Source organism: Leisingera sp. S2M4, assembly GCF_055398055.1.
In genome coordinates, this window is record NZ_AP040861.1 from 3071071 (window position 1) to 3087908 (window position 16838).

Here is a 16838-nt window from a genome sequence, read left to right on the forward strand (position 1 = left end):
GTCTGAACAGGGGAAAAGCACATGGCGAAAATCGCGTTTCTGGGTCTCGGTGTGATGGGCTATCCGATGGCGGGGCACTTGCAGGCCGCAGGGCACGAGGTGATCGTCTACAATCGCACCACGGCCAAGGCCGAGGCTTGGGCCGCAGAGCACGGCGGTGGCTTTGCCAAGACGCCGCGAGAGGCTGCGGACGGGGCCGAATTCGTCATGGCCTGTGTTGGCAATGACGACGATCTCCGGTCGGTCTGCCTGGGCGAAGACGGCGCTTTTGCTGGTCTGGCCGAGGGGTCTGTATTCGTCGATCACACGACCGTGTCGGCCAAGGTGACCCGCGAGCTTTACGCGGCGGGGCGCGAGCGGGGCATCGCCTTTGTCGATGCGCCGATTTCGGGCGGTCAGGCCGGAGCCGAGGGCGGCGTTCTGTCGGTCATGTGTGGCGGCGATGCGGATGCCTATGCGCGGGCGGAGCCGGTGATGGATGCCTACGCCCGAATTTGCCGCCGGATCGGCGAGAGCGGCGCAGGGCAGATGACCAAAATGTGCAACCAGATCGCCATTGCCGGTCTCGTACAGGGGCTCAGCGAGGCGCTCCATTTTGCCGAGAAGGCGGGGCTGGACGGGCGTGCGGTGGTTGAAGTGATCAGCCAGGGCGCGGCGGGCAGCTGGCAGATGTCGAACCGTTACGAGACGATGCTGGACGATCATTTCGAACACGGCTTCGCCGTTGATTGGATGCGCAAGGATCTGGGTATTTGCCTGGACGCCGCTGACGAGACTGGGGCCAGCCTGCCGGTGACGGCGCTGGTGGACCAGTTTTACAAGGATGTTCAGAAGATGGGCGGCGGTCGCTGGGACACCTCGTCGCTGTTCAAGCGGCTGCGCGAATTGGGCTGATCGCCGGACACCTGAAACCAAGACACGCGAAACCAAAATGGCCTTTCCCGACGGAAAGGCCATAGTTTTTTCTGGGTGCCCGGATCAGGCCGACTTGGGCCTGGTCGACATCCTTACGGTCAGGGGATGATCCGGGTGTATTTCGTGCCTTCCACGGTTGCGCCGATGCGGAAGCCGGCCTGACCAAAGACCACCGCCAGCACGGGCGAGGTCAGCGTATTGGTGTCGGCGGTGACGGATTCGCCTTCGTTGTTCGCCACGGCTTCGATGTCGGCACCGGCCACCCAGCCGCTGGAGCGGCGGAAGTCGGCGAGCGCCTTGGGGGTCATGAAAAACAGGACATGCGAATGCTGCTGGGCGCCGAGCTGCAGACCTGCGTTGCCCTTGATGGCCGAATAGTAGTCCACCGTCACCCCATCGATACGCAGCACGCCGCGGCCGTAGGCCCCACCCAGCATGAAGCCCGCCTCGGTCACCAGGGGCATCACGAGCATGCCGCTGGCCTTATCGGCCAGGGTGCGGGTGTTGGGATATTGGTTGTACATCTGCCGCAGGGTTGCATCTGCGCGGGCATCGATGATCGCGCCGTTCTTGGTGCCGACGCCGTTGCCACAGGCGGCGGTGACGCCAGTGGCGGCCAGCGCGCCAAGGGCAAAGCTGCGGCGGGTCAGGGTGGGGGAGGATGAGCTGCTCATTTTCTCGGGTGCCTGTAATGGTTTGTGCCATGGCCGGTTGGCTCCGGCGCTGGCGCGGTTATACGCGGAAAACCGCTGCCTGTCATCTGCCGGGCAGACGTGGGCGGCGGCTTCCCGCTGAAACGTGGAGGTGGGCTCAGCCGTTCAGCAGCCGGGCGGCCTCGGGCGCGAAATAGGTCAGGACACCGTTGCAGCCCGCCCGTTTGAAGGCCATCAGGCTTTCCATCATCACCTGCTCGCCGTTGATCCACCCATTCTGTGCTGCAGCCTGGATCATCGCGTATTCCCCGGACACCTGGTAGGCGAAGGTGGGCACGCCGAAGGTGGACTTCACGCGCTGGCAGATATCCAGATAGGCAATGCCCGGCTTGACCATCACCATGTCCGCGCCTTCCATCAGGTCGCGCTCAATCAGCCGCAGCGCCTCGTCGCTGTTGGCGGGATCCATCTGGTAGGTCTTCTTGTCCCCCTTCAGCGCACCCGAGGCCCCCACCGCATCGCGGAACGGACCGTAAAAGCCCGAGGCGTATTTGGCGGAATAGGACAGGATCGTCACGTTGGGATGGCCTGCTTGCTCCAGGGCCCGCCGCATGGCGCCGATACGCCCGTCCATCATGTCGGAGGGGCCGATGATGTCGGCACCCGCCTCGGCCTGTGCCAAGGTCATCTTGACCAGGGCTTCGACCGAGGCGTCATTGACGATCTCGCCGTTCACTACGTAACCGTCATGGCCGTTGATGTTGTAGGGATCCAGCGCGACATCGGTCATCACCGCGATGTCCGGTGCGGCCTGTTTGATGGCGCGAATGGCGCGGTTGGTCAGGTTGTCCGGGTTCCATGCCTCGGCGCAGTCCTCGGTTTTCAGCGACGCGTCAGTGTAGGGAAACAGGCAGATCGCCGGGATCCCCAGCGCCTGTGCCTCGACCGCAGCCTCCGCCACCTTGTCGACCGAGCGCCGCAGAACACCGGGCATCGACTCGACAGGCTCCATCTGGCCTTCGCCCTCGCGGACGAAGATCGGCCAGATCAGATCGGCAGTGGTCAGGGCGTTTTCACGCACCAGGTCGCGGATGGGCTGGCTGACACGGGTGCGGCGCAGGCGAGCGGCGGGGAAGGGCGCAACGGTAGGTTTCATGGTGGACTCTCAGGTTGATTGGCCCATGGGTGGCATACCTGCGCTGGGCGCACAAGCGGCTGAACTGGCAAGGTGCGGTTTGGCCGCGGCTTTCAAGTTATCGACGCCATGGTCTTGCCTGCGCGGGCCGGGCAGTTGATATAGGGCCGGTTGACGCAATTGCGGTCCGAATTTCCGGGGCCGCAGAAGGGGGCAGGCGTGGATCTTCTTCAGATTATCTACGAAATGATTGAGCTGCGGTCGTTTTCCAACCTGTGGTACTGGATCGCGCTGGCGGTCCTGTGGTCCTCGGCCAGTCATTGGATCCTGGGGGTGCCCTACGACATGGTGCACAGGGCCGCGCGCAAGGGCGGCCAGGCGGAACGCGATCTGGAGGATATCACACGGGTCAATGTGAACCGGATGCTGTATATCGCCGAGGTGTCCGGCCCGTGGCTGGTGGCGCTGTCCTGTTTCCTCCTGAGCGGGCTGGCGGTTCTGGGATTTGGCTACTTGATGGAGATCGCACAGGCGGTCTTCTTGCTGCTGTTCCCGATGGCCATCGTGAGCGTCATCACCTTTGCCACCGCGCGCCGCATCGCGCGGGAAGCCGCGACGGGCCGGGTTCTGCGGCGGCGTCTGGCCTTTTGCCGACTGTATATCCAGATGGTCGGTGTCGTCGCGATTATCATAACCGCCTTCTGGGGCATGTATCAAAACCTGACTATCGGCGCATTCTGACCGAGGCGTGAGCCGGGTGGGTTCGAGGGTTTGAAGAGGAAAACGGCATGGCACAGCGTGCAATCACCATGGGCGGTGCGCCCGAAGGCTTTGATGCCCGGCTGATCCTGAAAGAGGTGCAAAGCTCTGGCGCACCGTTGCTGCATGTGGCGCGCGACGACAAGCGGATGGAGGCGATGCGTGCGGCGCTGGCCTTCTTTGCGCCCGATATGCCGGTGTTCGTTTTTCCGGGGTGGGACTGCCTGCCTTACGACCGGGTGTCTCCGAATGCTGACATCTCTGCCGCCCGTATGGCGACGCTGGCGGCCCTCGTGCATGAGATGCCCCGGCAGTTCGTGCTGCTCACCACGCTGAACGCCGCCAGCCAGCGGGTTCCCGCGCGATCCGTGCTGCGCGAAGCCGCCTTTACCGCGCGGGTCGGCGGGCGGGTCGATGAAGACGCGCTGCGCAAGTTCCTCGTCCGCATGGGATTTACGCAAAGCCCGACGGTGATGGAGCCGGGGGACTACGCCATCCGGGGGGGGATCATCGACATCTTTCCCCCGGGGGAAAGCGGGCCGGTGCGGCTGGACCTGTTCGGGGACGTTCTGGACGGTGCCCGCCGGTTCGATCCGGTGTCGCAGCGCACCACCGAAAAGCTCGAGGTGGTGGAGCTGGCGCCGGTTTCGGAGGTGATCCTCGACGAGGCGGCGATCACCCGGTTCCGTCAGAACTACCGCATCGAATTCGGTGCCGCGGGCACGGATGACCCGCTGTACGAGGCCGTGAGCGCCGGGCGCAAACATCAAGGCATCGAACACTGGCTGCCGTTCTTTCACGAAAAACTGGAAACCCTGTTCGATTACCTGCCGCAGGCCACGGTCACGCTGGACGATCAGGTGACACCGGCGCGGCTGGCGCGCTGGGACACGATCGAGGATCAGTACCAGACCCGCAAGCATACCATGGCGCAGAAAGGGCGGCTTGACACGGTCTACAAGCCGACGCCGCCGGGGCTGCTGTATCTGGATGACGGCGCCTGGGAACAGGCCACCAGCAACCACCGGGTGGTGCAATTCCACCCCCTGCCGCAGGCCTCGGGTCCGGGCACGGTGGATGCGGGTGGCCGCATCGGTCGCAATTTCGCACCCGAGCGACAGCAGGAAAAGATTAGCCTTTTCGGGGTTTTGGCGGAGCATATCAAAGCGCGGATGCAAGTCGGGCCGGTGGTTGTCGCCTCATATTCCGAAGGCGCGCGTGAACGACTGACCGGGCTGATCGAGGACGAGGGCCTGGCGGAGGCGATCCCGGTGATGGACGGCACCCGCATCGGCAAGTCCGGCCTGCATCTGGCGGTCTGGGCGCTGGAGCACGGGTTCGAGGCGCCGGACATGACGGTGATTTCGGAGCAGGACGTGCTGGGTGACCGGTTGATCCGCGCGCCGAAGAAGCGCCGCAAGGCAGAGAACTTCCTGACCGAGACCCAATCGCTCAGCCCCGGTGATCTGGTGGTGCATGTGGACCATGGCATCGGCCGCTACAAGGGGCTGGACGTGGTCACGGCGGCGGGGGCCGCGCATGAATGCATTCTGCTGGAATACGCCGAGCAGGCCAAGCTCTACCTGCCCGTCGAAAACATCGAGCTGTTGTCCAAATACGGCCACGAGGAAGGGTTGCTGGACCGTTTGGGCGGTGGCGCATGGCAGGCCAAGAAGGCCAAGTTGAAGGAACGCATCCGCGAGATGGCGGACAAGCTGATCCGCATCGCGGCCGAGCGCGCCCTGCGCAAGGCCCCGGTGATGGATCCGCCGCCGCATGCCTGGGAGGAGTTCTCAGCCCGTTTCCCCTATCAGGAGACCGACGATCAGCTGCGCGCCATCGAGGACGTGATGGAGGATCTGCACTCGGGTCAGCCGATGGACCGGCTGATCTGCGGCGACGTGGGCTTCGGCAAGACCGAGGTGGCGATGCGCGCGGCCTTCGTCGCCGCCATGTCGGGGCTGCAGGTGGCCGTGGTGGCTCCGACCACTCTGCTGGCGCGCCAGCACGCCGCATCCTTCGCCGAGCGGTTCCGCGGGTTTCCATTGCAAGTCAGGCAGTTGTCCAGGTTTGTTACAGCCAAGGAAGCGAGCCAGACCCGCGAGGGACTGGCCAAGGGCACCGTCGACATCGTGGTGGGCACCCACGCGGTGTTGGCCAAGAACATCAAGTTCCAGAACCTCGGCCTGTTGATCATCGACGAGGAGCAGCATTTCGGCGTTGCCCACAAGGAGCGTCTGAAGCAGCTGCGCAGTGACATCCATGTGCTGACCCTGACCGCAACGCCGATTCCGCGCACGTTGCAGCTGTCGTTGACCGGCGTGCGGGATCTTTCGATCATCGGCACACCGCCGGTGGACCGGTTGGCGATCCGAACCTACGTCAGCGAGTTCGACAGCGTTACCATCCGCGAGGCGCTCCTGCGTGAGCACTACCGGGGCGGCCAGAGTTTCTATGTGGTGCCGCGCATCAGCGACCTGCCGGAGGTCGAGGAATTCCTGAAGGCGCAGCTGCCGGAGCTGACCTACGTGGTGGCACACGGCCAGATGGCCGCGGGTGAGCTCGATGACCGCATGAATGCCTTTTACGATGGCAAGTACGATGTGCTTCTGGCCACAACGATTGTGGAGTCGGGGCTGGATATTCCGACCGCGAATACGATGGTGGTGCACCGCGCCGACATGTTCGGCCTGTCGCAACTCTACCAGATCCGCGGGCGTGTCGGGCGCTCCAAAACCCGCGCCTATGCCTATCTCACCACCAAGCCGCGCCAGCGGCTGACGCCTGCTGCCGAGAAGCGCCTGCGGGTTCTCGGCTCGCTCGACACCCTGGGCGCGGGCTTTACGCTGGCCTCGCAAGACCTTGATATCCGGGGCGCAGGCAATCTTCTGGGCGAAGAGCAGTCCGGCCAGATGCGCGACGTGGGCTATGAGCTGTACCAGTCGATGCTGGAAGAGGCGATTGCCAAGATCAAATCGGGCGAAGCCGAAGGGCTGGCCGACACCGACGACCAATGGGCGCCGCAGATCAACCTCGGCGTGCCGGTGTTGATCCCCGAGGATTATGTGCCGGATCTGGACGTGCGTCTGGGGCTCTATCGCCGCCTGTCGTCGCTTTCGACCAAGGTGGAGCTGGAAGGATTTGCGGCCGAGCTGATCGACCGGTTCGGCAAACTGCCCAAGGAGGTCAACACGCTCCTGCTGGTGGTGCGGATCAAGGCGATGTGCAAACGCGCAGGCATCGCCAAGATGGATGGTGGCCCCAAGGGGGCAACGATCCAGTTCCACAATGACAAGTTCGCTTCGCCGCAAGGCCTGGTGGAATTCATCCAGGCGCAGAACGGTCTGGCCAAGGTGAAGGACAACAAGATCGTCGTCCGCCGTGACTGGAAAAAGGACAGCGACAAGATCAAGGGGGCGTTCGCCATCGCCCGCGATCTGGCCGAAAAGGTTGTCGCGGAAAAGAAAAAGGCCAAGGCAAAAGCCTAGGCCTGAAGGGCGCCAAGGAAACCGGGGGTTTCCTTGGCAATGTTCTGTTTGCGCATACCGCTGACCGCAGGTTGCGATGCGGGGTTATTCCGCGGGCAGGCGGGCCTCGATATGGGCCATGCGCAGCATCAGCGTAAAGGCCAGGCAGGTCATCGTGAGCAAGCCGGTGCCCAAGGGCAGCAGGGTGCCATCAAACAACAGCCCGACCGGAGCCGCGATGGCCACCGCCAGTACGGTTGAAACCGCACCGGTGACCGAGGCCGCCATGCCGGCAATATGGCCCATCGGCTCCATCGCCATGGCATTCAGATTGCCGAGCGTGGTGCCCGCCAGAAAGAAAACGCTGGTCTGCCATGCCACGAACAGGCCGAACATCAAGCTTTGCGGCAGCGCCTGGGTGCTCAGCACCAGCATCGTGGCGGAGAACAGGATTTGGGCTCCGAGCGACCAGGTCACAATTCGGCGCATGCCGACACGCACCACGATGGCGGCATTCAGCAGGCTGGCGCTGCCAGACATCAGCGCCACGAAGCCGAACCAGAACGGAAAGCTTGCCCCGCGATCGAAGATGACGTCGTAGACCTGCTGCACCATCGTCAGCATCGTGAACAGCATGCCAAGGCACAGGGTTTGCACCATGATGGACAGGCGCACGCTGGGATGGGCGAACATCTCGCGTACCGCGCCCATCAGCAGCGGCATGCGGAAGGGGCGGCGGTTCTGTCTTGGCAGGGTTTCGGGCAGGCGCAGACCCATCCAGGCAATGATCACCAGCGCAAACAGGGTGAACGCAAGGAAGATGGCGCGCCAGCTGGAAACCGCGATGATGCCCGCGCCCAGCATCGGCGCAATGGCAGGGACAAGCGTGAAGATCATCATCGCGATCGACATGATCCGCGCCATTTCGCGCCCCGAGAACAGGTCGCGCACAATTGCCAGACCGACCACCCGTGGCCCGGCAGCGCCGAGCCCCATCACCACGCGCGAGGCCAGCAACAGCTCAAGCGACTGCGCGCGCCAGGCGACCAGCGCCGCGGCGATGTAAAGGATGGCGCCGCCTGCGATCACGCGCTTGCGCCCAAATGCGTCTGACAGGGGGCCGGTAAAAAAGGTGCCCATCCCCATGCCCAGCACAAATGCCGTCAGCACCAATTGCGCGCGATTGATGTCTCCGGGGCTGAGGGCCTGGCCGATTTCGGGCAGGGCAGGCAGCATTGCGTCGATGGAAAAGGCAATGGTGGCAAACATCATCGCGATAAGCGCGATGAACTCGGCTTTTGAGACGCCGGGCTTGGCGGAAATATTCATCTGAAACCTCTAACGGGGCTACAGGCGGCACCGGGGATCGGCGCCGGTCTGCGAGCCTTGCGTTTCCGCTAGCATGAATGCGACAACCGGGCCATATCCCGAGCCGCACAAAACGCTGTGCATTGTTGCGATGCTAAGCAGTTTCCTGCCGCCGTGGCGAGGTTTCCACAGGTGGTGTCAGTCGGACTCCGCGTTGGCCAATTGCTGCTGGATATCCGCGATGACCTGTTTCCACAGCTCGGGCTGCTGGGCACCCGGAACCGCGTGCTGATTGGCAACGATGAAGGTCGGCACCGAGGTGACCCCCATCTTGCGGGAGTGCGCATCGCGGCTCTGGATGGTTTCGACGTCGCTGTCACCTTCGAGAAGCCGCCGAATGGCGGCCGCGTCCAGACCGGCTTCCTCGGCCAGTTCGGTCAGCACATCGTGGTCTCCAATGTCCCTGGCCTTTACGAAATAGGCCTCGAAAAGCGCATCGACGATCAGCGACTGTTTGCCTTCGATGCCCGCCCAGTGGATCAACCGGTGCGCATCCAGCGTGTTCGGCGTGCGCGTCATCCCTTCGAAGTTGATTGACAGCCCGGCCTTCTCGGCGTGTTCTACCACCGGGGCATAGGCCTTCACCGCGCCTTCCTTGCCGCCGAACTTGCGCTCGAGATATTCGCGTCGGTCCATGCCCTCGCGTGGCATGTCGGGATTGAGCTGGAAGGGGTGCCATTCGATCACGAAGGGGTGATCCGGAACGTCTGCCAGGGCCTTGTCCAGATGTGTCTTACCAATATAGCACCAGGGGCAGATCGGATCGGACAGGATGTCGAGTTTGACAGTGGTCATCTTGGGTTTCCTTTGAACAGAGCGGGCAGGGCGCGACGGCGCAATTTTCCGTTGGCGCCCAGCGGCAGGCTGTCGAGATGGACATAGGCGCGGGGCTGCTTGTATCGCGCCAACCGGGCGGAGGCAAAGGCCTCCAGCTCGGAAACGCTCACTTCTTCGGGACCGGTGTAAAAAGCGGTGATGATCTCCACGCCGGGCTTGATCTCGACCGCAGCAGCCGCGACCTGCGAGAGGCCGGGATGCGCAGCCAATGCGGTTTCAACTTCGATCGGAGAGACCCTGTACCCGCCCGCGTTCATCATATCATCATCGCGGCCGAGATAGTGAATTTGGCCGTCGGCGTGCATCACGCCGAGATCGCCAGTCAGGAACCAGTCGTCCTGAAACCGCTCGCCGGTTTCGGCCTCGGCATGGAGGTATCCCAGCATCAGTCCCGGGTCGCTGCGGTGGACGGCGATGGTGCCGGGCTCGCCCCTTGGCACTGGACCTTCGGGGCCAAGGATGGCGACGCGCCGTCCGGGCTGGGGCTGCCCAAGGCTGCCGTCGCGCGCGGGCTGCTCCGGACAGGATGAGATGAAGGTGGAACACTCCGACATGCCGAAGGCTTCGTGCAGGGGGCGGTCGGTTGCACGTTTCCATTGCGCCAAGATCGCAGGGTTCAGCTTTTCACCTGCGCAAAGCCCGTGGCGCAGATCCGGCAGGGGCGGCAGGTCGGCGCGAAGCATTTTCCGATAGACACCGGGCGCGGCGGCAAAGAGCGTGGCGCGATGGTCTCGCAGCAATTGCGGGAGTGCTTCGGAGCTGGTGCCGGGCGTAGGCACCAAGGCGGTGGCCCCGGCGGCCCAGGGGTCCATCAACCCGGTGCCAAGCGTGAAGGTCCAGTTGAATGCGCCCGCATGCAGAAGCCTGTCGTCGGGCCTCAGCCCGTACCAGCCGGAGACCATCATCTGCCGCGCCCAGACCGCCCGATGGGCATGCAGCACGGCGCGCGGATTTCCGCTGGTTCCGGAGGTGAAGACGATATAAGCCGACCGGTCAGGGCTGCCCATGTCGTAGTCGCAAGGGGCCAGATCCCGCATGGCCACCAGAGACTCGGTCGTGATCTGGCAGGGGTGACTCGCGCAGGAAATGGCTGGATCCCGCAGCACCGCTGCCGGTTTCAGAAGGGCGATCATGTGCGCCGTCTCGGGTTCCGTCAGCTGGGCCGAGGTCGGCACCGGCACCAGCCCGGCGGCAATCGCACCCAGGTAGGCGATCGGAAATTCCACCGTATTGCCGAGCCGCATCAGCACCACGTCACCCGGGCGCAGCCCGGCCTGAAGGAGGCCGGTGCCGGTGCCCCGAACCGCGGCCTCCAGCTCCGCGTAGCTCCAGTCGGTATGTCGCGGGCCATCCACGACGGAAAGCGCGGTCTTGTCCGGTCGCGTTGCGGCGTGGCGCAGCACATGGGCGGCCATGTTGAACGGCGTCGGGCAGGGCACCGCCGCGGCGGAGGTGTCGGAAATGGATAGCATCACAATTGGCTAGCCCGCGCGCTCCTGCGTTGCAAGCGGCGTTGGCGCGGATTATAGAGAGCGCATGAAATCCCGTGACCCGAAATCCCTGATTACCATTGCCCGCGCCAGCGGCTCGGACGAGACCGCTGAACCCTTGGATCTGGGAGCCCGCGTGCGCGAACTGCGCAAGGCGCGGGACTGGACGCTGGAATACGCGGCCAATCAGGCAGGGCTGGCGCGCTCGACTTTGTCCAAGATCGAAAATGGCCAGATGTCACCGACTTACGAGGCGTTGAAGAAGCTGGCCGAAGGTTTGGAAATCTCCGTGCCGCAGCTGTTTACCCCGCCGCAAAGGGACCAGGTGAACGGGCGGATGACGGTGACTAAGTCCGGAGATGGCGCGGCCCATGCCACTGCCACCTACGAGCATGAGCTGCTGGCGGACGGCCTGTCCCGTAAGCAAATGCTGCCATACCGTGCCCGTGTTCGCGCGCGGTCGATGGAGGAATTCGACGGCTGGGTGCGCCACGACGGCGAGGAATTCCTGTACGTGCTCACCGGTGTCATCAAGCTTTACACGGAATTTTACGAGCCGATCGAGATGCGTCGTGGGGACAGCGCCTATTACGACGCTGCCATGGGGCACAACGTGATTTCCACCAGCCCGGAAGATGCAATGATCCTCTGGGTAACCTCGCTGGCCTGATCCACTTCGGGGCCAGTGGACCAGCTTCGCTAATGTTGCGGCTGGCCGTCCAACTCGCGCAGCAGGCTTTCGACATAGAGGAAGTCATCGACTTCTTCTCTTGCCTCGGTGAGCGTGAGGTGATGGGTGCGGGCCAGATAGGCGACGAATTTGTCCCGGTCATCCAATAGCGATGGGGCGTTCTTGGCCTTCAAATGTGGAAAGCGCTGTTTGATGCGTGGCATCCTGTCAATCCAGCTGGCAGCTGCTGCTTGTACAGGCATTGGGGGCACTCCCTGACAAACGGTTCACGATGGTTGGATGCCCATCCTAACATTTTTTCGACGACCTGATAACAGGGCGTCAAGCGCAGCGGCGTGGCCCGCCCTCAAAGTCGCCGGTCACCCGGCCGAATTCACAGTCCGATGGACGCTGAAAGATGGCTGGATGTGATCATTCGTTGCGGTGCTTTTCTGGCAGCAGATGGTCCGAGCCGCGCGCAAGAGGGCTAGCGCATTGTCGTACGATCGGTTCGCTGGGTGCGTGTCGAAGCACCGCTGCGTTGGGGGCTATCCAAGGTGACAGTTCGACGTTGTCGGATGTCGCCTGGGCCGTTGGGCGATGTGCCGGAGAGGCCAGTCAACGCTCATATCTCACCCGCCGTTCGGGGAAGTTTCGAGGTGCTTGAAGGCCGGAATGTGCACAGGATAGTTTTGCGAAAATGCAAGGGCGGGTCTGTTAGAGGGGAATCCGGAGAGAGGTGGTGTCGCCGCCCTATCTGCACCTGCAGGGGCAGTGGAGGCGACACCAAATGCTTTACTCTGGCTGATACCACCAGACATGCGGCATGAACTCGGTCCGGTCGCCGTAGATCGGCAGTGTCTCGGGAAAGCGCAGTTCTTTCTTATGCGCGATCCTGCCCACGTCGTAGGTCCAGAAGGGGATCACATAGCGACCAGCGGTCAACACCCGGTCCAGCGCGCGCACGGCGTGAACGAAATCCTCCGGCTCCTTGGCCGTTAGCATCGCATCGATCATCGCTTCGGCGGCCGGGCTGTTCATGCCCATCAGGTTGCGGCTGCCGGGTTCGGTAATCCCCTCGCTTCCCCAGTAATAGCGCTGTTCGTTACCCGGGCTGAGAGACAGTTCCCGGCGGTAACGTGTGAGGTCAAAATCGTAATTCGTCTCGCGCTCGACGAATTGGGCGTTATCGACGGTCTCCACCTTAAGCGATATGCCGAGGCGCTCCAATGCGCGCCCATAGATGCCGATCACCGTGTCCATCTCGCTGTCGCCCTGGCGGATCAGCACGGTCAGTTCCAGCGGCGTGCCATCGTCGTTGCGTAGCACGCCGTCCTGTACGGTCCAGCCGGCCTCTGCCAGCAGCTTGGCTGCGCGCCGCAGATCCTTTCGATTTCGCTCACTGCTATCGCCTTCGGGCAGGCTATAGCCCTCCAGCGTGCCGGGAGGCAGGTCGTCGGCGAAGGGTTCCAGCAGCTCGCGTACGGCACCTTCTGCCGGGCCGGGGCGCATGCCCAGAACCGAGCCCGAGTAATAGGACTGAATGCGGGGCTGGCTGCCGCCGGTAATCGTGCCGTTGATGTATTCGAAATTGAACGCCAGCAACAGCGCCTCGCGCACGCGCCAATCGTCCAGGGGAGCGCGGCGGGTGTTCATCACCAGGCCGGTCATCCCGGAGGGGCGCTGATGAGGGATTTCGGTCTTCACGATATCGCCACGTGTCGCGGCGGGGAAATCATAGGCGACCTCCCAACGGTCGGCATTGAACTCGCGCACGGCGCTCAGCTCACCCGCCTTGAAGGCTTCGAACAGGACGGTTTCATCGCCGAAAAAGTCGATGCGCATTTCATCAAAGTTCTGCGTTCCTGCGCGAAACGGCAGATCGGCGCCCCAGTAATCGGGGTTGCGCTGCAGCGTGACGTAACGCCCGGCTTCGTAGTCCGACACGACGTAGGCGCCGGTCCCGATGGGCGCGCCGTCGACGGTGTCGGTGGCGAAATCCTTGCCCTCCCATTGGGCCTTCTTGAGGATCGGTCGCATTCCGGCAATCAGCGCCAACTCGCGATCCTGCGTATTGAAGGCAATCCTGAGTTTGCGCGGGCCGGTCTGTTCAATGCTTTCGACCTTGGTCCAGAAACCGCGATAGCGGGGGTGTCCCTTGGTTCCCAGGGTCTCGTAGGACCAGATCACGTCTTCAACGGTAACCGGGCTTCCGTCGGAGAATCGCGCTTCCTCCCGCAGGGTGAATTCGACCCAGGATCGATCCTCGGGAACCTCAATCGATTCGGCCAGCAGCCCATAAAGGGTGAAGGGTTCGTCCCAGGAACGACCCATCAGGCTCTCATAGCTCCAGTAGCGGAGTTGCCAGGGGACGGTGCCTTTAAGTTGAAACGGGTTCAACGAGTCAAAGCCACCGGTGTTACCAAAGACAACCCGTCCGCCCTTGGGCGCGTCGGGGTTGGCATAGGGCAGGGACACAAAATCCGGTGGTAGAGCCGGGTCCCCATACATAGCTATGCCATGCGCTGATTCTGCCAAGGCGAAATTGGCGGTAAAAGCCAAGGTGATTCCTGCCCATGCAGCCCGAAAAATCCGGAAATTTTCTTTTCTCATTTTGCCTACAATCCCCGACGGCCCTTGTTTTCCTGCGCGATCACGCTAGGCGCGCTCCACCGTCTTTTCAAACTTTTAGCTTGGATGAAACTGGGAAATTGCTTATAAAGGGGTCACTGCTCGATAGGTTTCTTGCCTGTATGAAACCTGCCTCAATAACTGACGCCCGCCTCGCGCGGGCGTTTTTTTTGGTGACACGGCTCCGGTTGCCAAGGCTGTCCGCGCGGCAAAACGTGTGGATCTTTCCGTACTCCTACGCGTTTATTTTGCAGTTGCAGCATGGCACAGTGCGGCCAGAAACCGACAGCTGAGGGGTATAGCCAAATGTCGTTGAAAGGAAAAAACGCCGTTATCACCGGGTCGAACTCCGGGATCGGGTTGGGCATCGCGCGCGAACTGGCCCGGGCTGGCGCCGATGTGGTGCTGAATTCCTTTACGGATCGCGCCGAGGATCATGAGCTTGCCAGTCAACTTGCGGCCGAATTCGGCGTTGGTGCCCGCTACATTCAGGCCGACATGTCCAAGGGGAGCGAGTGCCGCGCCCTGATCGAGCAGGCCGGAGCCTGTGACATCCTTGTGAACAACGCGGGCATTCAGCATGTTGCCCCGATCGAGAGCTTTCCCGAGGAAAAGTGGGACGCGATCATCGCGATCAATATGTCGTCGGCCTATCACACCATGGCGGCGGCGCTGCCGATGATGCGGGCGGCAGGCTGGGGACGGATCGTCAACATCGCCTCGGCCCACGGCCTGACGGCATCCCCCTACAAATCGGCCTATGTGGCGGCCAAGCATGGGGTGGTGGGCATGACCAAGACTGTCGCGCTGGAAACCGCGGAGGAACCGATCACATGTAACGCAATCTGCCCGGGCTACGTGCTGACACCTCTGGTGGAGGCCCAGATCCCGGACACGATGGAAAAATACAACATGAGCCGCGAGGATGTGGTGAAGAAGGTGATGCTGGAGCGCCAGCCCAGTCGCGAATTCGCCACTGTCGAGCAGATGGGAGGGACCACCGTGTTCCTGTGCTCCGATGCGGCAGCGCAGATTACGGGCACGACGATCAGCGTCGACGGCGGCTGGACCGCCCTTTAAGGGCGCGCGTTCGGCAGGCGGGAGAGGGGCGGCGCTGTCTCGTTTCTCCTGCCTGCTCTGAGACAGCACAGGCGAAAGGGGCGAAAACGCGATGGTGAAACGGATTGATCTTGCCCTGCAGGGCGGCGGCGCCCATGGGGCCTTTACCTGGGGCGTTCTCGACCGCCTGCTGGAGGAAGAGCGGTTGGAGGTGGCGGCGATCACCGGCACCTCCGCTGGCGCACTGAACGGTGCCGCGTTCAAGTCGGGCATGGTGCAGGGCGGGCGCGAAGGTGCCAAGGCCGCCTTGGACAGGTTGTGGCGCAAGATGGGCGCCGTGGGCGATATGCGTTTTGCCCATTGGCTGACGCGCTTTGATGCCGTGGCCTTGGCCAGCACCTGGGAGGCGATGGTGCCGTTCTCGCCAATGGATACGATGAGCCAGGTCGTCTCGCCGTACCACTATGGGCCGTTCTATCGCAACCCGCTGCGCGACGTGGTCGAGGCTTTCGACTTTGCCAATGTCTGTGCCGATGAGGGGCCGGAACTGTTTGTCTGCGCGACCTGTGTGCGGACCGGAAAGATCCGGGTGTTCCAGGGGGAGGAGCTCGGGACCGACGCCATTCTGGCTTCGGCATGTCTTCCCGATCTGTTTCAAGCGGTGGAAATCGAGGATCCCCGGACGGGCCGGATCGAGGCCTATTGGGACGGTGGCTACACCGGAAATCCCGCGTTGTTCCCACTGTTTCGCGAAAACCTGCCCGGCGACGTGGTGATCGTGAACATCAACCCGCTGGAACGTGATGAAATCCCCAAGACGCCGCAACAGATACGAAACCGGGTGAACGAGATCAGCTTCAATTCTTCGCTGTTGCGCGAACTGCGGGCGATCAACTTCGTGCAGCGGCTGCTGGCGGATGGCACGCTGGAGCCGGGGCGGATGAAGGCGGTCCGGGTCCACATGATTTCCGACGATGCGTTGATGACTCAGTTGTCCGTGACCACCAAGCTGGTTCCGGTGCCGCAGATCCTGGCGCGGTTGAAACAGGCAGGGCGCGCCGCCGCTGACAAGTTCCTGGAGCGCGACTGGGGCAACCTGGGTGAGCGGTCCTCGGTCGATCTGCCGGAGATGTTCAGTTAGGCGCTCTTTCGCGCGCCCTGGCCGCTGTCCGCTGTCAGCGGCTGGCTCGGATCCTTGGGGTTGGGGTAGACGAGGCCTGCGGAAATCACCAGTTTCGCGGAATCCTCGACCGACATGTCCAACTCGATCACATCTTCCTCGGGAACGAACAGCAGAAAGCCCGAGGTCGGGTTCGGTGTCGTGGGAAGGAAGACGCTCATCAGCTTGCCGCTGGTTTCCGCACGGTTTGCAATCTCGCCCTTGGCCGTGGTGGAGATGAAGCCGATCGCCCAGATGCCTTTGCGCGGGTATTGTACCAGGCAGGCCTTTTCAAAGCTGCGCTCGGATTGGGCAAACACGGTTTCGGAGATCTGCTTGATGCCCGAGTAGACGGTACGCACAACCGGCATCCGGTCCACGAGGCTTTCGGCAAAGCTGATCATCGACCGGCCGATGATGCCCTTGGCGATCCAGCCGACGATGACCGTGAACAACAGGAAGATGATCAGCCCGACGCCGCGCAGGTTGATCCCGATGTATTGTTCAGGACGAAACGTATGCGGCACCAGCGGCAGCACCACGCTGTCGATCCACCCCATGACGGACCACAGAAGCCAGATTGTCAGGCCGACCGGGGCAATCACCACGATGCCGGTAAAGAAAGAGGCGCGCAGCCTTGAAAACAGTCCGGGGCGGCGGTGGGGTTCTTCGTCGAAGGGCGTTGTCATCTGGTC

The 16838-nt window shown here is 62.8% G+C and carries 14 protein-coding genes; 6 read left to right on the top strand and 8 right to left on the bottom strand.

The genetic code is table 11. The annotated features are described in order from the left end of the window. Positions 1 to 21: 21 nt before the first annotated feature. Positions 22 to 894, top strand: a complete 873-nt coding sequence (locus ACZ52D_RS14910; protein ID WP_464441780.1) for an NAD(P)-dependent oxidoreductase — start codon at positions 22 to 24, stop codon at positions 892 to 894. A 119-nt stretch (positions 895 to 1013) separates the two neighbouring features. Here ACZ52D_RS14910 and ACZ52D_RS14915 read toward each other — a convergent pair whose 3' ends face one another. Both ACZ52D_RS14915 and hemB read right to left on the bottom strand, forming a co-directional pair. Further along, entirely contained in the window at positions 1014 to 1589 is a 576-nt protein-coding gene (locus ACZ52D_RS14915; RefSeq protein WP_464441781.1) for a lipid-binding SYLF domain-containing protein, read from the bottom strand. A 136-nt stretch (positions 1590 to 1725) separates the two neighbouring features. Next, a complete protein-coding gene (gene hemB, locus ACZ52D_RS14920; RefSeq protein WP_222453260.1) occupies positions 1726 to 2724 on the bottom strand; it encodes a porphobilinogen synthase in 999 nt (332 codons plus the stop codon). A 198-nt stretch (positions 2725 to 2922) separates the two neighbouring features. Here hemB and ACZ52D_RS14925 point away from each other — a divergent pair, with 198 nt between their 5' ends. Both ACZ52D_RS14925 and mfd read left to right on the top strand, forming a co-directional pair. Further along, positions 2923 to 3444 carry a component of SufBCD complex gene (locus tag ACZ52D_RS14925; protein WP_369929115.1) on the top strand — a complete coding sequence of 174 codons (522 nt, stop codon included), beginning with the start codon at positions 2923 to 2925 and terminating at the stop codon, positions 3442 to 3444. 47 nt (positions 3445 to 3491) lie between these two features. Beyond that, positions 3492 to 6950 (top strand): transcription-repair coupling factor, encoded by a 3459-nt coding sequence (gene mfd, locus ACZ52D_RS14930; protein WP_464441782.1) that lies wholly within the window; start codon positions 3492 to 3494, stop codon positions 6948 to 6950. A gap of 84 nt (positions 6951 to 7034) precedes the next feature. Here the strand turns inward: mfd and ACZ52D_RS14935 are convergent, their stop codons facing one another. The 3 genes from ACZ52D_RS14935 to ACZ52D_RS14945 form a co-directional block, all read right to left on the bottom strand. Next, positions 7035 to 8258 carry a multidrug effflux MFS transporter gene (locus tag ACZ52D_RS14935; protein ID WP_464441783.1) on the bottom strand — a complete coding sequence of 408 codons (1224 nt, stop codon included), beginning with the start codon at positions 8256 to 8258 and terminating at the stop codon, positions 7035 to 7037. A gap of 177 nt (positions 8259 to 8435) precedes the next feature. Continuing rightward, positions 8436 to 9092, bottom strand: a complete 657-nt coding sequence (locus ACZ52D_RS14940; protein WP_417472114.1) for a DsbA family oxidoreductase — start codon at positions 9090 to 9092, stop codon at positions 8436 to 8438. Then, positions 9089 to 10606 carry a class I adenylate-forming enzyme family protein gene (locus ACZ52D_RS14945; RefSeq protein WP_464441784.1) on the bottom strand — a complete coding sequence of 506 codons (1518 nt, stop codon included), beginning with the start codon at positions 10604 to 10606 and terminating at the stop codon, positions 9089 to 9091. Before ACZ52D_RS14945 ends, ACZ52D_RS14940 begins: the two co-directional genes overlap by 4 nt. 64 nt (positions 10607 to 10670) lie before the next feature. Between ACZ52D_RS14945 and ACZ52D_RS14950 the strand changes: the two genes are divergently transcribed. After that, positions 10671 to 11294 (top strand): helix-turn-helix domain-containing protein, encoded by a 624-nt coding sequence (locus ACZ52D_RS14950; protein ID WP_464441785.1) that lies wholly within the window; start codon positions 10671 to 10673, stop codon positions 11292 to 11294. A gap of 29 nt (positions 11295 to 11323) precedes the next feature. Here the strand turns inward: ACZ52D_RS14950 and ACZ52D_RS14955 are convergent, their stop codons facing one another. Beyond that, the gene (locus ACZ52D_RS14955) at positions 11324 to 11557 is read right to left on the bottom strand and encodes a hypothetical protein (RefSeq protein WP_369929125.1); all 234 of its coding nucleotides are present in this window, start codon (positions 11555 to 11557) and stop codon (positions 11324 to 11326) included. A 532-nt stretch (positions 11558 to 12089) separates the two neighbouring features. Continuing rightward, the gene (locus tag ACZ52D_RS14960; protein ID WP_464441786.1) at positions 12090 to 13907 is read right to left on the bottom strand and encodes an extracellular solute-binding protein; all 1818 of its coding nucleotides are present in this window, start codon (positions 13905 to 13907) and stop codon (positions 12090 to 12092) included. Between the two features lie 324 nt (positions 13908 to 14231). Here ACZ52D_RS14960 and ACZ52D_RS14965 point away from each other — a divergent pair, with 324 nt between their 5' ends. Together ACZ52D_RS14965 and ACZ52D_RS14970 are read left to right on the top strand one after the other, a co-directional pair. Further along, positions 14232 to 15005 (top strand): 3-hydroxybutyrate dehydrogenase, encoded by a 774-nt coding sequence (locus ACZ52D_RS14965; protein WP_464441787.1) that lies wholly within the window; start codon positions 14232 to 14234, stop codon positions 15003 to 15005. Between the two features lie 91 nt (positions 15006 to 15096). Next, positions 15097 to 16125, top strand: a complete 1029-nt coding sequence (locus tag ACZ52D_RS14970; RefSeq protein ID WP_464441788.1) for a patatin-like phospholipase family protein — start codon at positions 15097 to 15099, stop codon at positions 16123 to 16125. Here the strand turns inward: ACZ52D_RS14970 and ACZ52D_RS14975 are convergent. Further along, positions 16122 to 16832 (bottom strand): DUF502 domain-containing protein, encoded by a 711-nt coding sequence (locus ACZ52D_RS14975; RefSeq protein WP_464441789.1) that lies wholly within the window; start codon positions 16830 to 16832, stop codon positions 16122 to 16124. The genes ACZ52D_RS14970 and ACZ52D_RS14975 overlap by 4 nt on opposite strands. Positions 16833 to 16838 lie beyond the last annotated feature (6 nt).

What these genes read in the sequence shown, in the direction of transcription:
- ACZ52D_RS14910 (WP_464441780.1), top strand. Translation starts at nt 22, where the DNA reads ATGGCGAAAATCGCGTTTCTGGGTCTCGGTGTGATGGGCTATCCGATG.
- ACZ52D_RS14915 (WP_464441781.1), bottom strand. Translation starts at nt 1,589, where the DNA reads ATGAGCAGCTCATCCTCCCCCACCCTGACCCGCCGCAGCTTTGCCCTT.
- hemB (WP_222453260.1), bottom strand. Translation starts at nt 2,724, where the DNA reads ATGAAACCTACCGTTGCGCCCTTCCCCGCCGCTCGCCTGCGCCGCACC.
- mfd (WP_464441782.1), top strand. Translation starts at nt 3,492, where the DNA reads ATGGCACAGCGTGCAATCACCATGGGCGGTGCGCCCGAAGGCTTTGAT.
- ACZ52D_RS14935 (WP_464441783.1), bottom strand. Translation starts at nt 8,258, where the DNA reads ATGAATATTTCCGCCAAGCCCGGCGTCTCAAAAGCCGAGTTCATCGCG.
- ACZ52D_RS14940 (WP_417472114.1), bottom strand. Translation starts at nt 9,092, where the DNA reads ATGACCACTGTCAAACTCGACATCCTGTCCGATCCGATCTGCCCCTGG.
- ACZ52D_RS14945 (WP_464441784.1), bottom strand. Translation starts at nt 10,606, where the DNA reads ATGCTATCCATTTCCGACACCTCCGCCGCGGCGGTGCCCTGCCCGACG.
- ACZ52D_RS14950 (WP_464441785.1), top strand. Translation starts at nt 10,671, where the DNA reads ATGAAATCCCGTGACCCGAAATCCCTGATTACCATTGCCCGCGCCAGC.
- ACZ52D_RS14955 (WP_369929125.1), bottom strand. Translation starts at nt 11,557, where the DNA reads ATGCCTGTACAAGCAGCAGCTGCCAGCTGGATTGACAGGATGCCACGC.
- ACZ52D_RS14960 (WP_464441786.1), bottom strand. Translation starts at nt 13,907, where the DNA reads ATGAGAAAAGAAAATTTCCGGATTTTTCGGGCTGCATGGGCAGGAATC.
- ACZ52D_RS14965 (WP_464441787.1), top strand. Translation starts at nt 14,232, where the DNA reads ATGTCGTTGAAAGGAAAAAACGCCGTTATCACCGGGTCGAACTCCGGG.
- ACZ52D_RS14970 (WP_464441788.1), top strand. Translation starts at nt 15,097, where the DNA reads ATGGTGAAACGGATTGATCTTGCCCTGCAGGGCGGCGGCGCCCATGGG.
- ACZ52D_RS14975 (WP_464441789.1), bottom strand. Translation starts at nt 16,832, where the DNA reads ATGACAACGCCCTTCGACGAAGAACCCCACCGCCGCCCCGGACTGTTT.